A 23706-nucleotide genomic window follows, 5' to 3' on the forward strand; every position below is an offset into this window, starting at 1 on the left:
CCCGAAGGGAGAGGGGCGCTGGCAAAAAGCGGAATTGGTTGATGCAAAAACTAAATCGGACGACGGTTTACTCCCCCAGCACTCCCCGCAGCGTCCTGCTCATCTCGCTCACACGATACGGCTTTTGGATGAACCCGGAAGGCCCGGCACCTGCGAACTTCATGGTGACCTCCTGCTCGTTGTAGCCGCTTGAGATGACCACCTTCACATCGGGCTGCAACTCCCGCAGAGCCCGGAAGGTTTGTTCGCCGTCCAGATTGGGCATGGTGAGGTCCAGGAGTACGCAGACGATCTCCTCTTTATGCCGGCGATAAATTTCAAGCGCCTCCTGTCCGTCGCAGGCGACCAGCACGCTGAACCCCATGGTCTCGAGCATGTCGCGCCCGAGCCCCCGGATGCTCTCCTCGTCGTCGGCGAGCAGGACGGTGCCGCACCCCCGCCAGAGGGGACCAAGATCGGCAAGCTCGTGGTGATCGGCATCCCCCTCCACGCAAGGGAGCAGTAGGCGGAAGGTACTCCCCCTCCCCTTTTCGCTGTAGACCTTGATGGCACCGTGGTGCGCCCTCACGATCCCGAGAACCGCTGCCATGCCGAGTCCGCGTCCCGTGAACTTGGTGGTGAAAAATGGATCGAAGATCCTGGGTATCACCTCGCGGTCCATGCCGCAGCCGTTGTCGGAAACTTCGAGCACCACGTAGTCCCCTTCGGGGAGCCGGTCATCGATCCACGATTCGGAGAGGTACGCGCGGTCGCAGTAAAAGCGCTTGGTGCTGATGACGATCATGCCGTTGGCGTCGCCCACCGCTTCGCTCGCGTTGAGCACGAGGTTTAAAACGACCTGTCGCAGTTGCGTCGCGTCGCCGCTTACCGGCGGGAGTTCCGGCGCGAAGTCGTAGCGCAGCATCACCTTCTTGGAGATGGAGACCTCGAGCATCTGCCCCATCTCCTGCACCAGCCGGGTCATGTCGAGTTTCTCGATGACGAACTTACCTCTGCCCGAATAAGCGAGCATCTGCCGGGCGAGGTCGGCGGCACGGCTTGCGGCCTGCTCTATCTGGGTCAGGTTTTCGCAGGCTGGCGCATCGGGCGCCATCCGCATCAGCGCCAGGTCGGCGTTGCCGAGGATCACCATTAAAATGTTGTTGAAGTCGTGGGCGATACCTCCCGCCAGCACCCCGAGGCTCTCGAGTTTCTGTACGTGGAGCATCTGGGATTCGATCAGTCGCTTCTCCTGTTCAAGGCGTTTGCGCTCGGTCATGTCCACGGCGATGAACATCAAGTGGTGTTTTCCCTCCACCTCGAAACGCGACAGGAAGCATTCCACTTGAAGCTGTTTTCCGAACGAGGATGTCGTATCGATCTCGATACTCCTCGTCTGGCCGTCTGAGAGCACAAGCTCGGCTGCAACACGCATCCCGGCCTCCCAGGAGGGAACCTCCCGGAAATTCTGACTGAGCAGCAGCTGCACGGTCCCGCCGGCCAGATCCGCCGCCGCCTGGTTCGCCTTCACGCAGGCGCCGCTCTCCCCTTCGTAGACGAGAATAGCGGTGGGAGAGGAAGCAAGCAGCGATTCGAGCATGGCGAGAGCCCGGTCGCGCGCCTCCTCGATCATCTTTCTCTCGGTGATGTTGTCGTACACGCCGAGTATGCCGGTCACGGTCCCCGTATCGTCGCACAGGGGAACCTTGGTCGTATCCACCCACAGGCGCCGACCGCTCGCCTGCAACTGCTGCTCTATGATGTGGTACTTGGGACGGTTGCTATCCATGACGGTGCGGTCGTCGTTGCGGTAAGCGTCGCTCTCCTCCCGCATCCAGGGGAGGTCGTAATCGCGCTTGCCGGCGATCAGCTCCGGGTCGTCCAGTCCGGCCGCTTTGGCGAAGACGATGTTGCACCCCTGGTAGATGCTGTCGCGGTCCTTCCAGAAAACGAACTGGGGGATGGTGTTGATGATCTGGGCGAGCATGTTGCGCCCGCGGCGCAGTTCCTCTTCCGCGCGCTCCCTAACGGCGAGCTCCAGTTTCAGTTTTTCGTTGGTGAGACGTTGCGCCTCGGTTCTCTCTGCAACCCTCACCTCGAGCTCTTCCCTCGCCAGTCGTTGTTCTTCCTCGGCCTGCAACTGGCGCCGCAAACGCAGATAGATAACGCGGGACATCGCGGTGGTGACCATAAGGAACAGCACGACAAGCGACATGATCTGCGTGAGCTCGCGGTACCAGCGGGCCAGGATCTCATCAGGAAGCAAAGCGATGCTGACGTACATGGGATAACGGCCGACCTTGCTGAAGGCAACGAGCCGCGGCGTACCGTCGTTGGTCCGCTCGGCATAGTAGGTATCGGTCGACATCCCCTTGGCGATGCGCTTTTGCATCTCGGAGGAAGCGGGCTTGCGTCCGAGGTCGGTGCTGACCGGAAGCTGCTGCGGAAAGCGCAGGATCAATCCGAGAGACTCGTCCCGCAGCGTGATGCGCCCCCTCGCACCGACGTCGATGGTCGAGAGCATGTTCCGTATCTTCTCCAGGGGGATGGCGCAGTAAACGACTCCTGCGAAAGCACCGTTCGGGCCGGAAACCCTACGGGCGAGGATGACCACCCATTTGCCGCTGATGAGCCCCAGTACCGGCTTGGAAATGACCAACGCAGCCTGCGGGGTGTCGCGCAACTTGATGAAATAATCGCGCTCCGCAACGCTCTTGTTCGAGCCGGGCTCGACTCCGGTGCCGTAGAGGATGTCCCCATTGCCGTCGGCCATGCGTATGCTGTCCAGGGCCGGGACCCGGGTATGCTGCGCGATGATGAAAGCGTTCAGGGCGTCCGTGGAAATCCCGCCCTGCCGATGCTGCCGTTCGGCTTCGTCCACAACGCTGAGAAGCGCGATGTCCGCGGCGTCGAAAACGCCGGAGATACTGTAGACGAGCATCTGGGTGAGGTTGCGCCCCTGGGTTGCCGCGTTGCGCAGGTACTGGTCCCGACTTTGGCGCAAGGTCACCGTCCCCAAAACGATGACGAAGAGGTTGACGGCAAGAACCAGTGCAACGGTACGCGCCATCAGCGTAGTCCCCGATGTTTTTGTTGTTTCCGGCAGCGCACTGCGCATATCTGATCTCCAGCGGTCTGGACGTCAACTCGTTAACCGGCCGTACGAAGCGCGCACGGCGGCGGTACTTACCGGTACCTTATCGGCACAGCGCAATAATTTCATTAGTTGAATTGGGATATGAGGAAAAGAGGAAGAGACGGCCGTCGTAAAACGGCCGTCCGGAAAGGAAGGGATCAGGCCGTTTTGCCATAGAGGGCTTCCCTGCTCGCAAAGGCCCGCTTCACGCGGGTGAGAAGCCCAATCTCCTTCACCGGTTTCAGCACGAAGTCGAAGAAACCCTTCTCAAGGGCTTCCTTCTCCTCGTCGGGGGTCGCCGCGGCGGTCATGAGGATCACCGGCATGTAGCGGAACTCGGGGATGTTGCGGATGGCGAAGAGAAACTCGTACCCGCCAAGCTTGGGCATCACCTTGTCCGTGATGACCAGCTTGGGCTTCAGGGTGAAGATCTTGCTGAAGGCATCCATGCCGTCGAGGGCGGTTTCCACCTGGTACCCCTGGCGGGTCAGTATCTTCGCCACCATCTCGCGGGAGAGCTGATCGTCCTCGACAAGGAGGATGGTCTTGCTCGCGCCCCCGCCTATGGTCTGACCCAGGTAGTGCCGGGCGATGGCGCGGTTGATGTCGAGGCGGGTGGCGACGTAGAGCACGAGTTTCAGGTTATGCTGCGCCGAGATGCTCGCGAAAAGGTGGTCGGTGGTCGGGTCGGCTACGGCGAGCCCGAGTCTGCCGTCATCCAGCTTGAGCGGGAAGATGCAGTGTTTCACCGCCATGTCGATGGGAATGAGACTGAGGACGTTGGCCTGATAGCTGTACTTGGCAAAGTCGCCGATTTTTCTCACGTGGTACTGAATCGCCAGCGCCTCCGCCAGCTCTTCGGGCGTCACGAGGCCGATCACCTCCAAAAGCTCGCCCAGGCGTATGTTTTTACTCTTGGCGTGCGCGATGAGACGGTCCACGGAGGACCTGGTGAGGAGGCCGCGCTCTACGAAGATCTCCCCGAGAGGCTTGCGGATCGGCGCGGGGGCGGGACTGGGTTTTACATCTGCGGTCATGCTACTTCTCCTGCAGGACAAAAATGGTATGAACGACGCCCTGCCGCAGAGGCCGAAAGACCGGCCGTCGCAACGGACGGGGGTGCGGCGGGCGCAGGGCGAGCCATGATAATGAGAAACAACGGGACGGGCTGTCAATCTTCATATCGGCAGGATCGCAAAAAAAATAATCAGGAAATGATGAGGTTGTCGGCCAGCTCGTTGCGGTCGTCCGCCCTGCGGGGAAAGTGACGAGAGAGCTCTTCTCCGCAGGCGGCGATGACGCCGCAGACAGCCTCGCCGCCTCGACCGGCTCTAAGCCCCTGGGCGAGTACTGCGGCGAGCTTCTTCCAGTAGCCGGGGGGTATCTTTTCGTTGATGCCGCGGTCACCCACGATCCAGACCTTGCGCTCGAGCAGGGAGATGAAGATGAGGATCCCGGTTTCCTCCCGGGTCTTATAAAGCCCCTGCTGGTAGAAGGCGACCAGGGCGCGCTCATGCACCGCCTCGGTCAGACGCCTGGGGCCGACGAAGGAGAGCTTGAGCTGCGGAAAACGGCGCAGTAAAAAAAGCAGCGGCAGGTAAAGCAGGGCCACTACCGGTATGTAGGTCCAGATGGTGACGTGGTGCCACAAGACGGCGACCGCGACGCCGAAAAAACCGGCGAGCAGCAGGGCGCCTAAAGCCTCCGCCTCACGATAGCGGTCGCTTTCCGTGACCACCATGGTGGCGATTTCTCCGCTGGACGCCGCTTCGGCACGAACCACGGCCTGACGGATCGCCTCCTTTTCGGCGTCGCTGAAGTAATTGTGAGCAATCGACTTATGCGAAAGATCCATCACCAGTCTCCCGAAGCACCGCCGCCGCCGAAACTGCCGCCGCCGCCTGAAAAGCCGCCCCCTCCCCCGCCGAACCCGCCTCCTCCGAAGCCACCCCCTCCGAAACCTCCGAAGAAAGGTGGTCCGCCCATGAAGCCGCCACGTCCGCCTGAGGAGAAGAGAAAGGCGATGAACAGCCCGGCAAGAAAACCTACCACGGCAAGTATGCCCAGAAGCAGCATCGAGATCCCGGAGAAGGATATGAAAGCCGCGATGGGAAGTCCGACGGCTCCGGCCACCCCGCCGAGAAAGCGGGAGATGCCGCCCAAGAACACGGAGGCGACCAGCACGAACAGGAGCAGGGTGAGGATGGGGGGAGCGCCCTTCTTGCCGTGACGCAGATCGGTCGTCGGTTCGGCCTTGTACTCGCCGCGGACCGTGGCCATGATGGCTGAGACACCTCGGGCGATGCCGGCGTCGAAGTTCCCCTGTTTGAAGGCGGGCGAGATCTCGTTGCGGATGATGCGCCCGGACATCAGGTCGGTCAGCGTACCTTCGAGACCGCGCCCCACCTCGATCCTGATCTTGCGATCGTTCTTAACAACCAAAAGCAGCGCGCCGTTGTCCTTCCCTTTCCGACCGATCTGCCACTTCTCCACGACTTTTATCGAGTACTGCTCGAGGACCTCCCCTTCCAGGCTCGGAATGGTGAGGACTACGATCTGGGTGGAGTCGCTCTTCTCGAAGGCGGTGAGTTCGTCCTCGAGTTCACGTGCCGCCTGAGGAGAGAGCATCGAGGCGTAATCGTTCACGTGCCCGCGCAAGGGCGGCACCTCGGCGGCCCAGGAGCCCCCCGCCAACAGAAGCGCTATCAAAAGGAAGAGCAGTTTCTTCATGAACTCCCACACCTCGCTCGCAACCTGCTGCGTTTCGACCAACCGATAAAGTTAGAACTTGACCTTCGGCGCCACCTTCGCTCCCTCTTCGGCCTTGAAGGGCTCCTTGCGCTGCAGGTGCAGCATAACGGAGTTGGTGAGCGAATTTGGGAAGGTGCGGATCGAGGTGTTGAAGTCCTGGACCACCTGGTTGTAACGCACGCGCGCCACGTTGATGCGGTTCTCGGTCCCTTCCAGCTGGTTCTGCAGGTCCATGAAGTTCTGATTGGCCTTGAGCTCAGGGTAGCGCTCGACGACGACCATCAGACGGGAAAGGGCGCCGGAGAGCTGGGACTGCGCCTGCTGGAAGTTCTGCATCGTCTTAGGGTCGTTGATGGCGTCCTTGGTGACCTGCATCGAGCCCACCTTGGCACGCGCTTCGGTGACCGCCTTCAGCGTATCCGCCTCGTGTTTCGCATACCCTTTCACCACCTCGACCAGGTTGGGCACCAGGTCGGCGCGGCGCTGGTAGGAGGCCTCCACGTCGCCCCAAGCTGCGAATACGGCCTCTTCCTTGGCCTGCATGGTGTTATAGCCGCATCCGGAAAGGGAAGCGATGGTCAAAAGCGCAACGAACATCAGTATCAAGCGTCTCATAGTCTTATCCTCCTTGAATAGCATTGCACAATAATAATCATGAGAGGGGCGAATGTCACCCTCTAAGCGGAAAAAACAAGGAATTTCAGTATGCCTCAGGTGATGAGACGAAGATCGCCGGTCAGGCTGCAGCCGGCGAGCAGGTACATGGCGGCGTTCCACGACTGCCTCGGCATTCCCATCGGTTCCCCGGACCTGCCGTGGAACCACTCGTTGAATTCCCATCCGTTGACGCTGCTGCTGTGAGCCATCTTGACCAGTTCCTCCCGGGCCATCGCCTTCTCTCCAAGTGCCGCGAGCAGCATCACCCAGAAGCCTCCCACAAAAGGCCAGGCGCCGCCGTTATGGTACTGCCAGGGGAGGTTCTGTCTGTGCCGCGCCATGTAAGAGCGCCAGGAGCCCGAGCGCTCGTCGATGGGAACCCCGACCACGCGCACCGGATGCGGTTCGTGCGCCCCGAGCGCGACCACCGCGGAAACCATTTTACAGGCGTCGGAAGGGTACCCGAGACCGGTCAGGTAGGCGAGGATGTTGCCGAAGATGTCGACCTCCTCTCCCCACGCGGAGAGGTTGACCCAGCTCAGCATGAAGGGGGTGGACCGGCTGCGGTTGCGGATGTAGTGGCGCATGAGGCGCACGCGCTTTTGGAGAGGGACGGCTGCATCGAATGGGTGGAAGAGTTGCTGCGCGAAACGCCTGGTCTCGCCCGCAAAGGGAAGCTCGTAGAGCCGTTTGACCCAGTACCAGAGCGCGTTGGTGTAAAGGACGAAACCGGAGCGCGGCATGATGTCGGCCCAGTCCGAGGCCTCGTTTTGCTGCAAAAGGTGCCATCCCTGATGTTCCTGGCATTGCAGCCACTTGATGGCGCGGTCGGATTGCGCGGAAAGCCGCTCGGCCAGGGTACGCTCGCGGTGGGTGCGGTCAAAAAAGTGGAGGGCGATCAGCCACCAGAGGGTCGCGTCGATACACCCTGCGTACCAGAAGTCGACCTCTCCGGTTTCCGGCTTCACGTACTTCGGGATCTGGCCGTTGCCCGCCTGGTGCCGTGCCAGGGTCAGCAGCCCCCGCTCGGCCGCCAGTACGAGGGAGTCATCGCCGGAAACGGCCATGCCGAGGGCGCAGATGGCGGCATCGCGGCCGAAGATGGCGTCGTAGTTGCGCGCGCTGGAGCGGTCGTTGCGCGCCGAGGCGAGCACGCCTGAAGGGGTGGAGTTTTCCAGCAGAAGAGCGATCGCCTCGCGGCGGCACTGCTCGAGCAACGCGGTGTCGGCATCCCCGCACCGCTCGGCGGGCAGGAAGGGAGCGTCGGTCACTTGAGGGGCACCATCTGGTAGCTCGCCCGGCCGTTTTTCACCCGAACCACGATGATGTGATAGACGCGCTCGCCGTAACGGCTCATCCAGGCAAGCGGAGCCCCCGCCCCGCCTGAGATGAAGGCGGGCTTGCCGCCGAAGAGGTCACGGTCGTAGACATGCGAGTGGGCGAAGAAGCTTGCCTGGACCGGACTTGAAGAGGCGATGACGCGCTGAAGCTCGGCGGCACCTTCGCTAAAGGTGTGACCTCGCCAGCGAGAAGTCTCGGGCGGCACGTGCATGGCAAGAAAGGTCGCTTGCGGCGCCGTAGCGAGCTCCTTCTCGAGGAAGGAAAGCTCCGGCGCCTTCAGCTCCTCGCCGGCGTTGTCGACGACCAGCACCCTGAGGCCGAGCCGCTTGCTCCCGAACCGGTATTGCCTCGGCGCAACCAGCTTCTCGAAGACGGCGGGGCTCTCATGGTTGCCGAAGACCACGAAGACCGGGATGGCCGGGACGGTGCTCTCCACGAGCGACAGGAACTTCCTCGTTTCCTCCTCGCCGCCCTTGTCGGAATAATCGCCGCCATGGAGGATGAAGAGCGGCCGGTAGGTGGCCGCGACGCTCAGCGCCTTCTTGAAGACCGCCTCGTTGCCGCGGCTGTCACCGAGCACTACGAAGCTGTAGTCGCTAGGCGACGCCTTCGCCGCAAGCTGCTGCATCAGGTCGCTGGAACGCTTAAAGAGGGTCTCGGCATGAGCTGCGGAGACGGTCCCGAAACAGACCAGCAGTAAAAGGGTTAAGATGGAAAAGTAAGAGCGGAACTTGCAGGTGCGTGAATGACTAAAGGTTGGAGACATTGGGATTGTTGATCTCGATGCAGAGTTTGCACAGCTTCTCAATGGTAGCTACCTGTGTGGCAGTGAGCCCCGTAGTGTCAGGCAGCCGAAACGAGCGACAGTCACAGCAGCGACAGAGAATCCCAAGATCAAGACCTGTATCGTACGTTTCCATGTCAGAGCCCCAGCGAAAGCATGTGCCGTTTTTAATCTGGGCGATGGTAACACAATCTGAAAGCTAAGGCAAGGTTCTTGAGACGGTGCTCGGAACGACAAAGTCTGCGGATCAGCTTCTTGAGAGTGTGCGGCGCTTTTTGACGCCCGCGCGTGTCTTGCCGGTTTCGTTCTTGGCGACCTTGGCGGTGATCTTGCCGCGATGCCCGGCGCGGGCCTGGACCACACGACGTCCCGGCTTGACCGAACACTTCGCCGCGCGACGATCGTCACGGTGCCCGAACAAGGCCAGCCTGAAACGGCGCGGCTCCTTCCTGAACGCGGCAGTCGACGCCGCGATGACGCGGGCTTTCATGACCTCCGCCTCGACGACAGGCACCTCATCCCCAGCCCCGCCCCTGAAGTCGGCGGCGGCAACGGTGGAAACGTTGCGGCGCAGCTGGTTGAAGTTGTGCACGTTGCGGTAATCGACGCGCCTGGTCAGCATGATCACGAACATGTCCTGCTGGGGGTCGATCCAGATCGAAGAGCCGCTGTAGCCGGTATGGCCGTAGGAGGCATCGGAAAACAAGGTCCCCTTGGGTGCGGAGAACGGCGACGAGATATCCCAGCCGAGACCGCGCTTCACCCTGCCGTTGTTGCAGAGATACGGGGTGGTCATCTGGCCGACCGCTTCTTCCGAGAGGATCCGGGTGCCGTCGAGGGTCCCTTTGCCCAGCATGAGCCTTGCGTAACGTGCCAAGTCGTACGCCGAACTGAAGAGGCCTGCGTGACCGGCGACCCCGCCCAACAGGCGGGCATTCTGATCCTGCACCACCCCACTCTGGTTGCCGGAGGTGGGGGCGATGTCGCTGCTGCCGTCGCGGGAGGGAAGAAATGCGGTATCGCGGGTGCCGAGGGGATCGTAGATCTCCTTGCGGCAGAACTGGTCCAGCCGCTCACCTGAGACGCGACGGACCATCTCCCCCAAGAGGATGAAGTTTATGTCGGCGTACTCGAAGCCGGATCCGGGCAGGCGGGAGCGCTGCACGGCCACCTTGCGCACGAGCCCCTCAACGCTGCGGTCCGAACCTACCATCACGTCGGAAAGGCCCGAGGTGTGGGTCATCAGGTTGAGGATGGTGATGCTTCCCTTGTCGGTGCCGGCAAGTTCCGGGAACCAGCGGGAAAGAGGATCGGTGAGTGCGATGCGTCCCTCGTCCAGGAGTTTGATCACGGCCGGGGTGGTGGCGATCACCTTGGTAAGGGAGGCGACGTCGAAAACGGTACGGTCGGTGATGGCGGGCGCCCCGGCAGCGGAACTCACCTGGCCGCGCGCCGCGGTGGCGAGGATCCCCTCGTGATTGCCGACCACTACCACCCCGCCTGCGATGAGGTCGTCGGCCATGGCACGCTCCAGAAGGCGATCGAGGTTTGCAGTGGTGATGGGAGCGGTGACCGCGGGGTCAACGGCGGCATGGAGCTGGACCGGAGCCAGCAGAGGGAACAGCAGGAGCAGCAAGGAGAGGACTATAACGCGCACGAGCTTCCTTTTACGTTCCGTGTTGCCACAGAAACTTCTAGTTAGGACTGCGGTTGACGTTGCCTTGCAGAAGCCGTCACGGCAGCGCCGGACTGCTCCGACTGCTCCGACTAGCCGGGGTGGCCGGATTGAACTTCTGCTGGAGGAGGATGCCGGGCGGGCAACCAAGCTGTTAGCTACGATACCGGAGCGGAGTGGATTTTTTTGTGACGGAGGTCACGTTTTGGGCGCTGAAACAACAAAAGGCCCCGGGGATTCCCGGGGCCTTTTGTTTGCCGAAGAGGCGAAGCTTACTTCATGCTCGGCAGGTCGTGAACATCGAGGTGGCAACCCAGGCATTTCGGGAAGCGGTCCAGGATGGTCTTCGGATGCGGAGCCTTGTGGCACTCGGTGCACTGCGGGATGTAGCCGTGCTTCGATTTGTGGCAGGAAGCGCAGGCGACCTTGTTGTGGCGGCTTGCGGTCTTCCTCAGTTTCTCGGCGATCTTGCCGTGGCAGGAAGCGCAGGTCTGGTTCCAGTCGGTCCCCTGGTAGGTGACCATCTTCGGCTTGTGAACCGAGTGGCACTTGGCGCAGGCTTCAACGGGCTGATCCCTGTAGTGCGGCCTGTGGCACATGAAGCAGGACGGCTTGTAGCCGTGCGAGGTGTGGCAACGGTCGCAGGAAACGTTGGTGTGCTTGCTCGGGAACTTGACCAGCTCGGCCTTCTCGTCGGCATGGCAGGTGGCGCAGGCGCCGGCAAGCCGCGGGGTCATGGCAACCTTGCGCGGGGTGTGCGGGTTGCTGTGGCAGCTGGCGCAGTCCTTCGCGGTGGGGCCGTGGATATCGGTGTGGCAGGAGGCGCACTTCGGCATAACTTCGTCGTAGTTCCCCTTCTTCGGGTTGTAAGCGTGGATCACGGTGTGGCAGCCCTGGCAATCGAAACGGTGCTTGCCGCCGGCGTTCTTCAGGCCGTTGAAGGCCCCGGTGTGACACTGGGCGCACTGCTGCGGGGTAAGCGCAGCCGGAGCGGTGGCGTACATCTCGGGCTTTTCCGGGATGTCAACAGTCGCCATCTTGGCCGCAAAGGCCGTGGAAGCGACGAGAATCAAGGCCGCGATGAACAGCGACAGACTACTCTTTTTCATCATTCCTCCCCCAAATAACATTGTATTCACTGCAATCGACTGATCGTAATACTACCTAACATGAGTATCTGTCAAGAGAGTTGTGATAAAAGTCGACCGAAAAGGTGCTGTAAAGAGTAAGTCACAGCCGGATGAGATCCTCGTGGGGTTCGTCGGAAGGATTTATGTGGATCATGACATCCCCGACGTTGCTGAAGTGGTCGAAGATGCGCCGCTTGACCTCGGTGGCGATATCGTGAGAGTGCTTGACCGTCATGTCGGGGGGCATGTCGAGTTTCAAGTCCACGATGAGGTACTGTCCGGAGTGACGGGCCCTTATCTCGTGCACCTGGTCCACCCCCTCGACCGATCCGGCAAGCCGCGAGATGGCGTCGAGGACCTCCTGTTCCGGCTGGCCGTCCATGAGCTCATGCGCCGAGGTGCGGAAGGTATGGATACCGATGTGAAAGATGAAGAGCGAGGTGACGCCGGCGGCGATCGGGTCCATGATGCCGACGCCCAGATAGGCGCCGCCGACGCCGGCCAGGGTGGCGATGGAGGTGACGGCGTCCTTTCTGTGGTCCTTTGCTATGGCGAGAAGCGCCGGGCTCCCGAGCCCCCCCCCGACCCGCATGGTGTAGCGGTACAAGGATTCCTTGGCGACGATGGTCGCCGCCGCAGTGATGACGGCGACGAGCGCCGGGACCGGATAGCGCCCCTCCATGACCGTCGTGGCGGCCCCGTAGAGGACCCAGGCGCCGGTGCCGAAGATGACGAGCGAGATCAGGATCGCCGAGAGGCTTTCCACCTTGCCGTGCCCGTAGGGATGATCCTCGTCGTACGGTTTTCGTCCGACCTTCAGGGCCACGATGGTCAAGCCTATGGCGATGAAATCGCACGCGCTCTCGATGCCGTCGGCGAAGACTGCCTCGGAATGTCCGAAATGGCCGGCGGCGAGTTTAGCGACCATGAGCACGGCGTTGCTCCAGAAGCCGATCCGGATCACGCGGTCCGCCTTGTTGAAGCGTTCGCCCCTCAGCATATGCCCTCCGGGCGCAGGTCCTTCACCGTGAGCTGGAGCGAAGTCCTGCCGTTCCATACGTTGATCCCCGGCGAGAAGAGGAGATCGACCCGCCCCTCGGGCACCCCTTTCTCGGCAAGCCCGAAGGCGATGGCGTCGAAACTGCGCCCCCCCTGCCCTACCCTGAGCTTCAGGTGCCCTCCCCTCAGCACGCGGCTCTCCTCGACCACGGCGCCCTTTAAAACGAAGAGCGGTTCCGGGTTCCCCATGCCGAACGGCTTCAGCCGCTCGAGCTCTTTCACGAGCCCCTGGTCGATGGCGCGGGCCTCGAGCTCCAGGTCATAGGCGAGCGTAGGCGTAAGCGCATCGGCGTCGAGGACCTCCCGGGCCGCTTCATCGAAACTGAGCGCGAAACGTTCCAGCTCGTCCTGCGCTATGGAGAGGCCGGCGGCATGGCTGTGTCCGCCGAAGCGCAGCAGGTGATCGGCGCAGCTTTTGATGGCGTCCAGCAGGTGAAAACGCGAGATGCTGCGCCCGGAGCCCCGCCCGGTGCCGTCTTCGAAGGCGAAGAGGATGGCGGGACGGTGGAACATCTCCACGATGCGGGACGCGACGATGCCGATCACCCCCGGATGCCACATCTCGGAGCCGAGTACGATGCTCTTTCTCCCGCGGCAGGCACCCTGCTCGAGCATGGCGCGCGCCTCTTCGAAGGTGGCCCGTTCCAGGGCCTGGCGCTCGGCGTTCGCCTCGTCGAGCTCCTTTGCAATGGTTCGTGCGCGCGAGGGATCGTTGCAGAGCAACAACTCGAGCCCGAGGGCGGCGTCCTCGAGCCTCCCGGCCGCGTTGATGCGGGGGGCGAGACGGAAGCCGACCGCGCCGCAACCGATGTCGTCCGCGATCCCCGCCACCTCCTTGAGCGCCTCGATGCCGACCCTGCTCCCCGAGCAGAGCTGTTTCAGCCCGTAGCTCGTCAGCACCCGGTTCGTCCCCAAAAGCGGCACCACGTCCGCGATGGTGCCGAGAGCCACAAGGTCCAGGTACTCCCTCAGGTCGGGCTCGTTGCCGCGCACGAAGCGCCCCTCTTCGCGCAGCCGCGCACGCAGGGCGACGACGAGATGAAAGGCGACACCTACGCCGGCCAACGATTTGAAGGGGAACGGGCAGCCCGGCTGCAGCGGGTTGACGATGGCGCAGGCGTCCGGCAGTTCCGAAGCCGGTGCGTGATGATCGGTGACGATCAGGTCGACCCCTGCCTCGCGGCAAAGGAGAGCCTCGGCGACCGCGGTGATGCCGCAGTCCACCGTGACGAGGACCTTCGCGCCCGCCTGTGCCGCGGCGGACACGCCCTGGGCGGAAAGGCCGTACCCTTCGGTGAGCCGTTTCGGGATGTATGGGAAGCAGTCGATGCCGATGCGCCTGAAAAAGCTGATGAGAAGCGCGCACGAGGTGACGCCGTCCACGTCGTAGTCACCGTGCACGCAGACGCGTTCGTTGTCGGAGAGGGCGCGCGAGAGCCGCTCCACCGCCTGCGCCATTCCCTTTAAAAGCATCGGATCGTGCAGCCTGGAGAGGACCGGGTTAAGGTACGCCTCGGCTTCGTCCGGAGTCGAAACGCCGCGCTGCGCGAGAAGGCGCGCGATAAGCGGGGAGACGCCGCTGCGTGCGAGTTCCTTGACGGCCCCCGCATCGGCTTCCCTCTCCCGCCAGCATCTGTCCGTAACAGGTTTCATTCACCCTCCGCCCAATGAAAAACAGTGAGCAATAATATCATAAGCGCCGCCCGCCCGCGAACCTAATGTGCGGCGGCGCCGGGCAAAAAAAAACCCGCCGAAGCGGGTTTTTCTTCTACTTTTTGAAGCTTGGAGGCATGTTCCCGAGGGTAGCAAGATCGCTCTGGATCTGCTGCGCCGTAGGGCTCGTGGAGTCGAACTGCAGGTACTTCATCCAGACCTCTTTGGCCTTTTCGGGCTGCTTCAGGTCCTGCCAGTACACCACGCCCAGGTTGTAGAGGCTCTGCAGGTGCTTGGGATCGATGGTCTGCGCCTTCTCGAAGTTGGCGATCGCCTTGTCGTACCAGCCGATCTTGCGGTACATGATCCCCTGGTCGGTCATCACGTTCAGGTTTTTCGGGTCCAGTTCCAGGGCTTTGCCGTAGGCGTTCACCGCCTTCTGGGGCTGATCCGTGTCGAAGTAGTCGTTTCCGAGCTGGATCCACGCCTGCAGGTTGTCCGGATCCTTGGCGACGATCTTCTCCGCCTCGGTGATGCGGCGCTGGTAATCGGTCGGGGAACCGGCGCCCTGCGGGACCGACATGGTCTGCTGGGGCGCCTTGTTGTGCCCGGCGATGCTGAAGATCAGGTACCCGCCGAGAAGGCCCACTATCAACGCCACCACGATGGTGAGTACGTTTTCCCTGTTCACGGGACCTCCTTAGACGGCCTCAACCTCGACCGCTTTCTTTTCCCAGACCGCGACGATGGGGCTCGCCACGAAGATGGAAGAATAGGTGGCCACCACGACCCCCACGACCAGCGCGAAGGCGAAGTCGTGGATCACCTCGCCGCCGAAGAGGTAGAGAGAGACGGCGGCAAGGAAGGTGGTCACCGAGGTGATGATGGTACGGGAAAGGGTCTCGTTGATGCTGCGGTTGAAGATGGTGAGCATCGGGTCCTTGAGACTCTTGTGCATGTTCTCGCGGATACGGTCGAAGACGACGACGGTATCGGTGAGCGAGTAACCTGCGATGGTGAGCACCGCGGTGATGAAGAGGATGTTGACCTCGCGGTGCAGCACGTAGAACACGGCGATCATGGCCAGCACGTCGTGCATGGTGGCGACGACCGCGCCGACGCCGAATTTGAAGTCGAAGCGCCAGGCGATGTAGAGGATGATGCCGAGCATGGAGAGCGCCACGGCGACGAGGGTATCCTGCTTCAGCTTCTCGCCGATGGACGGGCCGATCTCGGTGGAGCTTTCAACGGTGAAGCTGTTTCCGGGGATGCCTGCTTTCAGCGCGTCGGCAACCGCGTCGGCGGACTTGCCGGTCGACTTGTGCATCTTGATGAGGATCTGGTTGCCGCCGGTAACCTCCTGCAGCTCCACTTCCTTGATGCCGGCCTTGCCGAGCGCGTCACGCACCGCCTGACTGTTGGCGGGCTGGGCGAACTTGATCTGCATCGAGGTGCCGCCGGAGAAGTCGATCCCCATGTTGGCGGTGCCGCGGGCGATGGCGATGATGCCGAGAATGCCGATGATGGCCATGATGCCGGAGACGAGGAAGGAGAACTTCCTCATGCCGATGAAGTCTATGTTGGTCTTCTTGATCAGTTCCATGTTCGTCCCCCTCCTTATATGCTGAGTCTCTTCACGTGTACGCGCTCCAGGAAGGCGTCAAAGATCACCTTGGTGGAAACGAGGGACGTGAACAGGTTGATGATGATACCGAGGCTCAGGGAGACGGCGAAACCCTTGACCGGACCGGTGCCGAACTGGAAGAGCACCGCCGCGGTGATGAGAGCGGTCACGTGCGAGTCCATGATGGTGAGAAACGCCTTGTCGTAGCCGGCATCGAGGGCTGCGTGCGGCGTCTTGCCGAGCCGGAGCTCCTCCCTGATCCTCTCGAAGATGAGGACGTTGGAGTCGACCGACATACCGACCAGCAGGACGATAGCGGCGATGCCCGGCAGGGTCAGGGTGGCGCCCAGGGCCGAGAGCGCGCCCATCAGGAAGAGGATGTTCAGCACCATCCCGAAGTTCGCCACCATGCCGGAGATCTTGTAGTACATCGCCATGAAGCCAACGACGAGGACGACGCCGATGAGGCCCGCCATGAGACCCTTGTGGATCGAGTCGCGACCGAGGGAAGGACCGACGGTGATGTTCTGCAGGATCTTGACCGGTGCGGGAAGCGAACCGGCGCGCAGCACGATGGCGAGGTCGGCGGCGTCCTTCTCGGTGAAGGAGCCGGAGATCTGGGCACTGCCGCCGGAGATCCTCTCGCGGATCACCGGAGCGGAGTAGACGTTGCTGTCGAGCACGATGGCGAAGCGCTTGCCCACGTTGGCAGCGGTCACCTGGTCGAACAGACGCGCACCGGTCGAGTTGAACTCGATGGCGACGTAAGGCTGGTTGTACTGGGAATCGATCCTGATCTGGGCGTCGGTCAAAAGCTCGCCGGTGATCATCGCCTTCTTCTTCACGACGAGCGGCGTCTCGCTGACCGCGCCGGTGGCGGGATCGGTCCGCTTCTCGAAGAGGAGCTCGTCGTCCTCGGGGAGCGAGCCTGCGGTCGCGGTTGCCGCGTTCACGGACTCGTCGACCAGCTTGAACTCGAGACGGGCGGTCTTGCCGATCAGCTCGATGGCGCGCTTCGGATCCTTGATGCCCGGAAGCTGCACGACGATGTGGTTGATACCCTCGCGCTGGATCACCGGCTCGGAAACGCCGAACTGGTCAATCCTGTTGCGGATGGTCTCCAGGGCCTGCGCCACGGCGCGGTCCTTCCTGGCCTGGGCTTCCTTCTCGTTGATGCGCAGCTGCATGTTGACGAAGCCACCCTCGTCGACGAGCGGAAGGGCTTCGAGGTCGGGGTACTTCTTCTTGACCATGGCCTGCACCTTGTCGGCGGAACCGCGGTCGTAAAGGGTGAGCTGCACCTTGTCGCCGCCAAGACGGGCCACCTTCTTGAAGCGGAGGTTCTGGGCGTTCAGCGAGTCTTCCAGGTCGGTCGCGATCAGCTCGAGGGAGCCTTCGACGGCCTTCTGGGTCTCTACCTCCATGACGAGGTGGGTACCCCCCTGCAGGTCAAGACCCAAGTGGATCTTGTCCTTGGGGAGCAGACCGCTCCACCACGTGGGGAGCGTGTCGACCAGCGTCGGCGTCAGGTAGACGCACGAGGCGATGATGAAAATGAGGATGAGAGAAATGCGCCAGGTATAACCCTTCATGGGAAAAGCTCCTTTCGGAAAAATTGGATCAATGCATTAGTCCTGCTTCACAGACGCAATGTACCCCTTGTTGATCCTGACGTTGACGCCGGGAGCGATCTCGAGGGTCACCACCTGGTCGTCCAGTGCGGTCACCTTGCCGTGCATGCCGCCGGCAGTCACGACCTGATCGCCTTTCTTGAGCGCGTCCAAAAGCGCCCTGTGCTCCTTGGCCTTTTTCTGCTGCGGCCTGATGAGCAGGAAGTAGAAGATGGCGAACATGAATACCAGCGGGATCAACCCCTGGAACTGGGCCATCATACCTCCGCCCGCAGCAGCACCCTGGGTGGGAGCAGCCATCGCAAACGCCAAACCTAACATTAGTTACCTCCTGGATTGTTTTCTTGCTCTTTTCACTGGTGCAAAGCGGCGCTTCTTGCCGCATAAAAGTCTTTCCTGAACTGCACGAATTCGCCCTTGCCGATCGCCTCCCGCACCTCTTTCATCAGGTTCAGGAAGAAGTGCAGGTTGTGCCAGCTGTTAAGCCGCGAGGCGAGGATCTCCTGGCTGCGGTACAGGTGCCTTAGATAGGCCCTCGAGTAGTTGCGGCAGACGTAACAGTTGCAGAGGGGATCGATCGGCCCCTGCTCCTCGGCGAACTGCGCGGCCTTGATGTTGATCCTGCCGAAGCTCGTGAAAAGCGCACCGTTGCGCGCGTTTCTCGTCGGCATGACGCAGTCGAACATGTCGAAGCCGTTGTAGACCGCCTCGACCAGGTCCTCGGGCGCCCCGATCCCCATGATGTAGCGCGGCGCGTCTTCGGGAAGGATGTCGCTGCACTCGGCCATCATGCCGTGCATCACTTCCTTTTCTTCGCCTACCGAGAGGCCGCCCAGCGCGTAGCCGTCGAAGCCTATGTCGGTGATCTGCTTCGCGCTCTCGCGCCTCAAGTCCCCGTGCATCCCCCCCTGGACGATGCCGAAGAGGGCCTGGTCCTCGCGCTTGTGGGCCTCCTTGCAGCGCCTCGCCCAGCGCGTGGTCAGCTCGAGCGATTTCTCCACGTAGCGGCGCTCCGCCGGGTACGGCGGACATTCGTCGAAGCACATGGCGATGTCGGCGCCGAGCGCCTCCTGGATCGCGATGGAGACCTCGGGAGAGATGAAGTGGCGCGAGCCGTCGATGTGGGAGCGGAACTTCACCCCCTCTTCGGAGATCTTCCTCAGCTCGCCTAAGGAGAAGACCTGGAAGCCGCCGGAATCGGTCAGCATGGGGCGGTCCCAGTGCATGAAGCGGTGCAGGCCGCCCAGACGCCCGATCAGCTCGTGCCCGGGGCGCAGGTAGAGGTGGTAGGTGTTCGCCAGGATGATCTGGGAGCCGACTTCGACCAGTTCCTCCGGCGTCATCGCCTTGACCGTCGCCTGCGTGCCGACCGGCATGAAGATCGGGGTCTCGATCCTGCCGTGCGTTGTTGTCAGAGAGCCGACCCGGGCCGCGCAGCCCGGGTCCTTCTTGATGAGTTCAAACGATATGGCTGACAATAAATGGTTCCCGTTACTGAATTCTGTGATCGGTTTTAAGTCCCCCTTCGCGAAGGGGGATTTAGGGGGATTTCAGCCGGCTAGACAAAGGCAAATCCCCCCTGCCCCCCTTCGCAAAGGGTGGTAAAGGCCCTTAGGAGATGAACATCGCATCCCCGTAGCTGAAGAACCTGAAGCGCCGCTTCACCGCCTCGCCGTAGGCCTCAAGCATGGTCTCCTTCCCGGCGAATGCGCACACTAACATAAATAGTGTCGATTTGGGGAGATGAAAATTAGTTATCAGTGCATCGACCACGCGGAAACGGTACCCGGGGAGGATGAAGATGTCCGCCTCACGCTCCCCGGCAACGAGTTCCCCGGAGGCCGCGGCATGCTCGAGGGCCCGAAGCGAGGTGGTTCCAAGGGCGATCACCCTCCCCCCCGCCTCCTTGGTGCGGCGGATGGCGGCGGCGGTCTCCTCGGGGATCCGGTACCTCTCGCGGTGCATGGTGTGCTCGGAGAGCTCCTCCACCCGCACCGGCATGAAGGTCCCAAGCCCCACGTGCAGGGTGACCGGCGCGATCGCGACGCCCCGGCTCCGGATCTCGTCCAAGAGCTCCGGGGTGAAATGAAGCCCGGCGGTCGGGGCGGCGACGGCCCCCTTCTCGCGGGCGAACACGGTCTGGTAGCGCTCCAGATCCTCCCCTTCGGGCTGCCGCTTGATGTAAGGGGGAAGCGGCATGCTCCCGGCCCCCTCCACCCAGCTCATGAAGTCGGCCGCCCCCTCGAAGAGGACCTGCCACTCCCCGTCCTCGCGCGACACCACGGTCGCGGTGACGCCGCCGGTAAGGAGGATGCGGGTCCCCTCGCCGGGAGAGCGGGAGGCCTTGATGAGGCAGCTCCAGATCTCGGCCGTGCCGGGGAGGCGACGCACCAGGAAAACCTCGACCGCTCCGCCGGTCTCCTTCTGCCCTTTGAGCCGCGCCGGGATGACGCGGGTGTCGTTCAAAATAAGCAGGTCGCCCGCCCGGAACTCTCCGGCTATGGAGGCGATGGTGGTCTCGGCAACCGCCCCGCTTGCCCGGTCCAGGGTCAAAAGCCTGGAGGCGTCCCTGCGGCTCGCCGGGTGCTGCGCGATCAGCTCCGGCGGAAGTTCGTAGTCGAAATCGGAAAGACGCATGTTATCGACCGTACCCCTCGGCAAGCTTCACCCCGGGGTAGTAGTAGGTCAGGATCTCCTTGTAGGCGAACCCCTCGTTGGCGCGCCCCTTGGCGCCCCACTGGCAAAGGCCTACCCCGTGCCCGGAGCCGGTGCCGACCACCTGGAGGTCGTCGCCTTTCATGCGCAGTTCGAAGTTGGTGCTCTTGACGACGCCGTAGCCGAGCGCCTTTCTGAAGGCGACGCCGGGAACGGCCACCTGCCCGCGGGCGCACTCGGCAACGACTTCCTGCACCCTGCCGCTTTGGTTGCGGCCCCGCACGCGCAGCTCTTTAAGCCCGGAGACCTGATACCCGGCCGACCTGAGCGCGCTCTCCACCTTGCGCATGGTGAGGTTAACATCCCATCTTATGGGGTTGGACTCGCTGCAGTAGCGGCAGGGGACGCCCTGGAGATACGGGATGGAGAGCCCCCAGACGTTGCGGGAGGACTCGGTGTGCCCGGCGCAGTTGGAATGGTAGAAGGCCTGGATGATCTTGCCGTCGTAGGTCAAGACCTCTCCGGCGGTCTCGCGCACCCCGTAGGCGGCGCGGCCGTCCTCGGCGTCGGCCCCGTCGTAGACCTGGTCCATCACGCTCGACTCGAGCTGGTACGCGGCACCCCGGCGCGCCTGGATCTGGTACATGGCGTAGGAACGCGCGATGACCGCCTGCGCCTTGATCGCCTCGATGGGCCAGGCGGAGCTGATCTCGCAGTTGATGAGCCCGATCAGGTATTCCTCGAGCGGCAGCTCGTTCACGACGAGGAGCCCCTTGTCTCCAGGGGTGACCTCGATGAGGGCACGGTACCCTTTGCCGTTCACGGTGACGCGGGAAAAAGCCGAGGCGACCAGCCGGTTCACGGTCCTGCCGTTCACGGTTACCGCTCTTCCCGACCTCTTCACCTCGAGGGGCATCTCGACCCGAAGCGGTTCGCCGCTGCCGTCGGTGAGAAGCACGCCGTCGCCGTCGATGCGGACCGTTTCCGCCCCTCTCATCAAAGCGACCCGAACCATCTCGGGTCTCGTCGCGGCGGCGCTCGCTCCGGCGACGAGGCAGATGACAACTATGATCAACGTCCTGAAGAAACTCATCAATTCCGTTTACACTTGGGTTTGGCGCGAGCCTGAAAAGCCCTAGATATAAACCATGGAACAGCCGACAAAGTCAATAATTTTGTCGTTCTAATGCTTGGCTGCAGGGGGCGGAATTGGCAAGCGTTTTGCTATCATTCTCATTAAATGTATGACGGCACCGTTGCGCCCGGGAGGGGTTCCCTCCCCCGTCTCGCGCTAAAGTGCCGAACTCAATCGGTTTGGAGCCGTCGGCGCGGCGCCGCCGACACCAAATAAACAGTTGCCAGAAGTCGAAAAAAAGGCTATATCGCTGAGTGGCCTAGCGTTTTTGCGTGATTTGCCGCACACCTATAAGTACGGAACCGTATGTGCAACTCCCTTAAAATCAAGATACTGACCCTGGTCACTGTCATACTGGTGGTCATTATCTCTACGGTGGCCTATCAGAACTACCGGCAGCAGAAGGAAATGCTGCACGAGATCGCGAACCGCAACACCTCGGTACTCATAGAGACGATAAAGAGTTCCGTTGCCAACGCCATGCTCTCCGGCCGTTCCGACGAGGTCGCCGCCATCTTCGCGCGGATCAAGTCCCGCGAGTTCGTGAACTCCATCCGGATCGTCGACGAGTCGGGGAAGATCCTCAACTCCGCCGACCGCGAGGAGATCGGCACTACGCTCCCCGAGCTCGGGCGGCAGCAACTGCCGACCAGGAACCTCTCCGTGCTCCCCGAGGACGGGGTCTTCCTCTCCTACGCGCGCATCTTCAACGCCCCCCAGTGTTATAAATGCCACCCGGCAAGCAAGGAGACGCTCGGTCTTCTCGAGATCAAGCTCTCGCTCGGCTACATGAACGGGTTCATCACCCGGGAGCGCAACATAGCCGTGGTCTCCGCGATCATGCTCGTGCTCCTCACCGTGGCGACCATATTCGTATTCCTCGTCATCTACGTGGAGCGCCCGATACGCAAGCTGATCCGTTCCATGGAGAAGGTGGAGCACGGCGAATTCGACCAGGAGATCAGCCTCACCTCGAGCCAAGAGATGTACACCCTCGGCAGCAGCTTCAACCACATGGTCGGCACCATGACGAACCTCATGGAGGCGACGGTCAACCACGAGCGGGAACTCGCCCGCGCCCAGGAGAAGCTGGAACACCACCGCGAAACGCACCAGATGAACGGCAGGCTCGAGGAGCAGATCCGCGAGATCGAGAACCTGAACATCACCCTCGAGGAGCGCATCGAGGAGATCGAGGAGGCGAACTACAAGATCGCCGACCTCGCCGGGGAGCTGGAGGACAAGAACACCAACCTCGAGAAGGCGGTGGCCAAACTCTCCACCCTGAACCGCCTGGGTCTCGCCATCAACTCCACCATCGAGGTCGAGGACCTCTACCAGCTCGTGGTGAAGACCACCATGGACACGCTCCAGGCCCAGGTCGGCTATATCGTGCTGTACGACGCCGAGCGCGGCGAGCTGCGCATCACCAACCTGATCGGCTACCGCGACCCGAACGCGCAATACCTGCGCGTCCCGATGAAGCCCTCCAGCGTTTCCAGCTGGGTGATCCAGAACAGCAAGCCGCTGCTCATCACCGACATCGCCCTGACGCCGGAGTTCGACCGGGTGAGCCCGCTCGGGTTCGAGAGAAAGACCCTGATCTGCGCGCCGCTCATGGTGAAGGACGAGATCATCGGCACCCTCACCGTGGTCAACAAGCTGAACAACACGGTCTACAACCACGAGGAGCTGGAGCTCCTCTCCACCATCGCCGCCCAGGCCTCCATCGCCATGAAGAACGCGATGCTCTACGACGAGCAGCAAAAGACCTACCTGAACACGATTCAGGCGCTCGTCTCCGCCATCGAAGCCTCCGACAGCTACACCCGGGGCCACTCCGAGCGCGTCACCCGTTTCTCCCTCGCCCTCGCCCGGAAACTCGAGCTCCCGGCCAACCGCCTTAAAGTCATCGAGCGCGCCGCCATTTTGCACGACATCGGCAAGATCGGCATCGACCTCTCGCTTTTGCACAAGGAGGACGTCCTCACCAGCGAGGATGTAGCCGAGTTGCAGCAGCACCCGAGCATAGGGATGAAGATCCTGGAGCCGATCGAGTTTTTGCACGACGTCCGCCTTTGCATCGGACAGCACCACGAGCGCTACGACGGCAAAGGGTACCCAAACCGCCTCACCGGCCAGGAGCTGCTCCTCGAGTCCAGGATCCTCGCCATCGCCGACAGCTTCGACGCCATGACCTCGGACCGCCCCTACCGCAAGGCGCTCAAGCTGGAGGTAGCCATACAGGAGCTCGCCGAAAATGCCGGAACCCAGTTCGACCCCGAGCTCGTGCCCATCTTCATCAAGCTGTTGAAGACGCCGAATTTCCTGCCGCACCGCGAGGAGTACCTGGGTCTGCACGTGGTGTCGGCCTCGCAGAAATCAAATAACAACGCGTCACACTCCCTTATTGCCCAGTAATCCGAATAATGGTATAAGGTAAACTTTTGCAGCGCGGCCCGCAGAGCCGGTTCGCGCCATTTTTGTACCCCAACA

At 62.1% G+C, this 23706-nt stretch carries 19 protein-coding genes; 1 reads left to right on the forward strand and 18 read right to left on the reverse strand.

The annotated features are described in order from the left end of the window. Positions 1–67: 67 nt before the first annotated feature. From D6Z24_RS05620 to D6Z24_RS05705, 18 genes are all read right to left on the reverse strand, one after another. On the reverse strand, positions 68–3049 hold the full coding sequence (locus D6Z24_RS05620) for an ATP-binding protein (RefSeq protein WP_246014577.1): 2982 nt from the start codon (positions 3047–3049) through the stop codon (positions 68–70). Between the two features lie 224 nt (positions 3050–3273). Then, positions 3274–4152: a response regulator gene (locus D6Z24_RS05625; protein WP_129125590.1), complete on the reverse strand. Its 879-nt coding sequence runs from the start codon at positions 4150–4152 to the stop codon at positions 3274–3276. Positions 4153–4322: 170 nt separating this feature from the next. After that, positions 4323–4970: a TPM domain-containing protein gene (locus D6Z24_RS05630; protein WP_129125591.1), complete on the reverse strand. Its 648-nt coding sequence runs from the start codon at positions 4968–4970 to the stop codon at positions 4323–4325. Further along, on the reverse strand, positions 4970–5845 hold the full coding sequence (locus D6Z24_RS05635; protein ID WP_129125592.1) for a TPM domain-containing protein: 876 nt from the start codon (positions 5843–5845) through the stop codon (positions 4970–4972). The genes D6Z24_RS05630 and D6Z24_RS05635 overlap by 1 nt, the downstream gene beginning before the upstream one ends. Positions 5846–5896: 51 nt before the next feature. Continuing rightward, positions 5897–6481: a LemA family protein gene (locus D6Z24_RS05640; RefSeq protein WP_129125593.1), complete on the reverse strand. Its 585-nt coding sequence runs from the start codon at positions 6479–6481 to the stop codon at positions 5897–5899. A 95-nt stretch (positions 6482–6576) separates the two neighbouring features. Then, positions 6577–7794: an amylo-alpha-1,6-glucosidase gene (locus D6Z24_RS05645; RefSeq protein WP_246014578.1), complete on the reverse strand. Its 1218-nt coding sequence runs from the start codon at positions 7792–7794 to the stop codon at positions 6577–6579. Continuing rightward, on the reverse strand, positions 7791–8630 hold the full coding sequence (locus D6Z24_RS05650; RefSeq protein ID WP_129125594.1) for a metallophosphoesterase family protein: 840 nt from the start codon (positions 8628–8630) through the stop codon (positions 7791–7793). Before D6Z24_RS05650 ends, D6Z24_RS05645 begins: the two co-directional genes overlap by 4 nt. A gap of 265 nt (positions 8631–8895) precedes the next feature. Then, complete coding sequence (locus tag D6Z24_RS05655) at positions 8896–10305, reverse strand: serine hydrolase domain-containing protein (protein ID WP_129125595.1); 1410 nt, start codon at positions 10303–10305, stop codon at positions 8896–8898. 290 nt (positions 10306–10595) lie between these two features. Continuing rightward, a complete protein-coding gene (locus tag D6Z24_RS05660; RefSeq protein WP_246014579.1) occupies positions 10596–11432 on the reverse strand; it encodes a cytochrome c3 family protein in 837 nt (278 codons plus the stop codon). Between the two features lie 121 nt (positions 11433–11553). Next, a complete protein-coding gene (locus D6Z24_RS05665) occupies positions 11554–12453 on the reverse strand; it encodes a cation diffusion facilitator family transporter (protein ID WP_129125597.1) in 900 nt (299 codons plus the stop codon). Continuing rightward, a complete protein-coding gene (gene recJ, locus D6Z24_RS05670) occupies positions 12447–14165 on the reverse strand; it encodes a single-stranded-DNA-specific exonuclease RecJ (RefSeq protein WP_129125598.1) in 1719 nt (572 codons plus the stop codon). Before recJ ends, D6Z24_RS05665 begins: the two co-directional genes overlap by 7 nt. Positions 14166–14280: 115 nt before the next feature. Beyond that, positions 14281–14856, reverse strand: coding sequence for a tetratricopeptide repeat protein (locus D6Z24_RS05675; RefSeq protein ID WP_129125599.1), 576 nt, complete (start codon positions 14854–14856; stop codon positions 14281–14283). 9 nt (positions 14857–14865) lie between these two features. Next, a complete protein-coding gene (gene secF / locus D6Z24_RS05680; RefSeq protein WP_129125600.1) occupies positions 14866–15768 on the reverse strand; it encodes a protein translocase subunit SecF in 903 nt (300 codons plus the stop codon). A 14-nt stretch (positions 15769–15782) separates the two neighbouring features. Further along, positions 15783–17381, reverse strand: coding sequence for a protein translocase subunit SecD (gene secD, locus D6Z24_RS05685; protein ID WP_129125601.1), 1599 nt, complete (start codon positions 17379–17381; stop codon positions 15783–15785). Positions 17382–17417: 36 nt separating this feature from the next. Then, positions 17418–17741: a preprotein translocase subunit YajC gene (yajC, locus tag D6Z24_RS05690; RefSeq protein ID WP_129125602.1), complete on the reverse strand. Its 324-nt coding sequence runs from the start codon at positions 17739–17741 to the stop codon at positions 17418–17420. Between the two features lie 32 nt (positions 17742–17773). Further along, positions 17774–18898, reverse strand: coding sequence for a tRNA guanosine(34) transglycosylase Tgt (tgt, locus tag D6Z24_RS05695; RefSeq protein ID WP_129125603.1), 1125 nt, complete (start codon positions 18896–18898; stop codon positions 17774–17776). A gap of 133 nt (positions 18899–19031) precedes the next feature. Then, positions 19032–20057, reverse strand: a complete 1026-nt coding sequence (queA, locus tag D6Z24_RS05700) for a tRNA preQ1(34) S-adenosylmethionine ribosyltransferase-isomerase QueA (RefSeq protein WP_129125604.1) — start codon at positions 20055–20057, stop codon at positions 19032–19034. A 1-nt stretch (position 20058) separates the two neighbouring features. Continuing rightward, positions 20059–21150, reverse strand: coding sequence for a SpoIID/LytB domain-containing protein (locus D6Z24_RS05705; RefSeq protein WP_246014580.1), 1092 nt, complete (start codon positions 21148–21150; stop codon positions 20059–20061). A 366-nt stretch (positions 21151–21516) separates the two neighbouring features. On the opposite strand from D6Z24_RS05705, the gene D6Z24_RS05710 reads away from it, so the two are divergent. Beyond that, positions 21517–23631: an HD domain-containing phosphohydrolase gene (locus D6Z24_RS05710; RefSeq protein WP_129125606.1), complete on the forward strand. Its 2115-nt coding sequence runs from the start codon at positions 21517–21519 to the stop codon at positions 23629–23631. The last annotated feature ends 75 nt before the right edge of the window (positions 23632–23706 follow it).

This window comes from Geomonas oryzae (assembly GCF_004117875.1).
GTDB lineage: Bacteria > Desulfobacterota > Desulfuromonadia > Geobacterales > Geobacteraceae > Geomonas > Geomonas oryzae.